General features: G+C 75.3%; 3 protein-coding genes. All 3 read right to left on the bottom strand.

What is annotated here, in order from left to right; translation table 11 throughout:
• Nucleotides 1-661: anthranilate synthase component II (locus GPJ59_RS35510; RefSeq protein ID WP_219672238.1), on the bottom strand; the 661-nt coding region annotated here is incomplete at its 3' end.
• 5 nt (nt 662-666) lie between these two features.
• A complete protein-coding gene (locus GPJ59_RS35505; RefSeq protein WP_219672237.1) occupies nt 667-2,244 on the bottom strand; it encodes an FAD-dependent monooxygenase in 1,578 nt (525 codons plus the stop codon).
• Complete coding sequence (locus GPJ59_RS35500; protein WP_219672234.1) at nt 2,241-2,396, bottom strand: hypothetical protein; 156 nt, start codon at nt 2,394-2,396, stop codon at nt 2,241-2,243. The genes GPJ59_RS35505 and GPJ59_RS35500 overlap by 4 nt, the downstream gene beginning before the upstream one ends.
• Between the last annotated feature and the right edge of the window lie 42 nt (nt 2,397-2,438).

Raw genomic sequence — 2,438 nt, 5'->3', positions numbered from 1 at the left:
GGGCGGGGGCGGCGCCGGCTGCCCCCGGACGGCCGGCCGGGCGGGCCACCGCTCGGCCGGCTTGGCCGGTCCGCTCGGCCCTGTCCGCCAGCGTGAGGTCCCGGAAGTTGGCGAGCATCCGCAGGCCGTACTCGGTCTCGATGGACTCGGGGTGGAACTGCACGCCCCAGCGGGGCAGCAGCCGGTGGCGCAGGGCCATCACGACGCCGTCCTCGGACCAGGCGGTGGCCTGGAGTTCCGGCGGCAGCGGTTCGGCCACGCACAGCGAGTGGTAGCGGACGGCGCCGAACCGCTCGGGGATGCCGGCGAAGAGGTCGTCCCCGTCGTGGCGGACGCGGGCGACCTCGCCGTGCACCGGCACCGGCGCGGGCACGACCTCGCCGCCGGCCCACACGGCCAGGCCCTGATGGCCGAGGCAGACGCCGAGCACGGGGACGCCCGCCTTGGTGAGGACGTCGCGGCAGACGCCGAAGTCGCGCTCGCGCGCGGGGTGTCCGGGGCCGGGCGAGATGACGATGTTGTCGTAGTCGTCCAGGTCCAGGTCGGAGATCCGGACGGCGTCGTTGGCGACGACGACGGGCTCCTCGCCGTTCACCTCGGCGAGCAGCTGGAAGAGGTTGTAGGTGTACGAGTCGTAGTTGTCGATCAGTAGCGTCCGCATGGGGCTCACCTGCTTCGCGAGGGGGTCAGCGGCCGGGCCGCGAACCGGTCCAGGTGCCCGAGGCAGTCCTGCGGCCGGTCGGCGGGGGCGAGATGGGCGAGGTGGCCGTCCGGCCGGACCAGGGCGATCAGCGGCCGGGGCCCGAACAGCGGGGCCAGCGCGGCCCGCCCCGGCCGGGTCAGCCGGGCCAGGTCGTGCACCGGCAGGCGCGGGCCGAGGACCTCGCGGGCGTGCCCGGCGGTGGCCTGCCAGCCGGCGACGGGCGGGTGGCCGGGCCACAGCAGGGCGACCGGGTGGTGCTGGTCGAGGACGGGGGCGCCGGCGTACTGCCGGGTCCGGTGGAAGAACGGCAGCCGGTCGCCGGGCCGGGCCCGGCGGCGCAGCGTCGCGCGCCACAGCGGTTCGTCGGCCGGGGCGTAGCTCAGGCCCGTCTGGCTCATCAGGGGCGCGGCCACGTACCGCAGGTAGCCGCTGCGGTGGGCGGCGGCCACCTTCAGGTCCCGCAGCAGGCGGGCCCGGGGGGTGGGGGCGCCGGAGAGTTCCATCTCGGTGCGGATCAGCGTGCGCACCTGCTCGACGGCCTGGCGGCGTTCGGTGTCGTACGTGTCGACGATCGCCTCGTCGTACTCGCCGCGGACGACGCCGGCGAGCTTCCAGCCGAGGTTGAAGGCGTCCTGGAGGCCGAGGTTGAGGCCCTGGCCGCCGAGCGGCACCACCGAGTGGGCGGCGTCGCCGACCAGGACGACGCGGCCGTCGCGGAACCGCTCGGCGACTCCGGGGCGCGGGAAGTACGTGCGGGTCCACAGCGGTTCGCCGAGCCGGTACGGCAGGCTGGTGCGCTCGTCGACCATGCGCTGCCAGTCGGCGAGCGGCCGGTCGGACCAGTCGGCCTCGCCCGGCATCACGACGGTGGCCAGCCGGCACACGCCGTCGGGCAGGTGGACCATGGGCAGCAGGCCGGTGTCGGCGTAGTGGTACTCGACGGTGGAGACCCGGGGCCCGGTGACGGGGAAGTCCCCGAGGGCGATGCCGAGCGGGAAGGGGATGCCCGGGTAGGGGATGTCGAGCAGGCGGCGGGTGGTGCTGCCGGCGCCGTCGGCGCCGATGAGCCAGTCCGCCTCGGTGTGCTCGGTCGAGCCGTCGGCGTGCCGCAGGGCGGCGACCGGCCGGGGGCCGGCGTTGTCGAGGGCGGTCAGCTCGATGCCGTACTCGATGGTGCCGCCGAGTTCGGCGAGGCGGGCGCGCAGCAGGTCCTCCAGCTCGCGCTGGACGATGCCCAGGCCGTACGGGTGGGCCGCGCCGAGTCCGGTCATGGGGACGGTGCCCAGGCGTCGGCCGCGGGAGAAGAAGCTGACGTCGTCGGCGCGGAAGCCGCGGGCGACCAGCTCGTCGGTGATGCCGGTCTTCTCCAGGAGCTCCAGGAGCCGGGGCCAGATCATCACGGCCCGCGAGTGCGGGTCGAAGGGCTCCTGCGGGGGGCGGGAGTCGACGAGCCGGACGGGTACGCCCTGCTGGAGCAGGTCGCAGGCCAGCAGGGTGCCGACGGCTCCCGCGCCGACGATCAGGATGTTCTGCCCGGTCATATCGCGCGTGCCTTTCCAGGGGTGGCGGACAGCAGGTGTGCTTCGACGGCGTCGGCGGCGCGGACCGCGCCGCCCGCCTCGCGGGTGAGCCGCCGGGCGCGGGCGGCGGCCGCGGCGACGCGCGGGTCGGTGGTGACGGTGCGTACGGCCATGCTCCTATACCCATCTGTAGCGACCGGCTATCTTACGTCTGG

The sequence above is a fragment of the Streptomyces bambusae genome (assembly GCF_019400985.1).
Lineage (GTDB): Bacteria > Actinomycetota > Actinomycetes > Streptomycetales > Streptomycetaceae > Streptomyces > Streptomyces bambusae_A.
The sequence above is the reverse complement of the archived record's forward strand: the minus strand, read 5'-3'. Positions and strand labels throughout refer to the sequence as shown.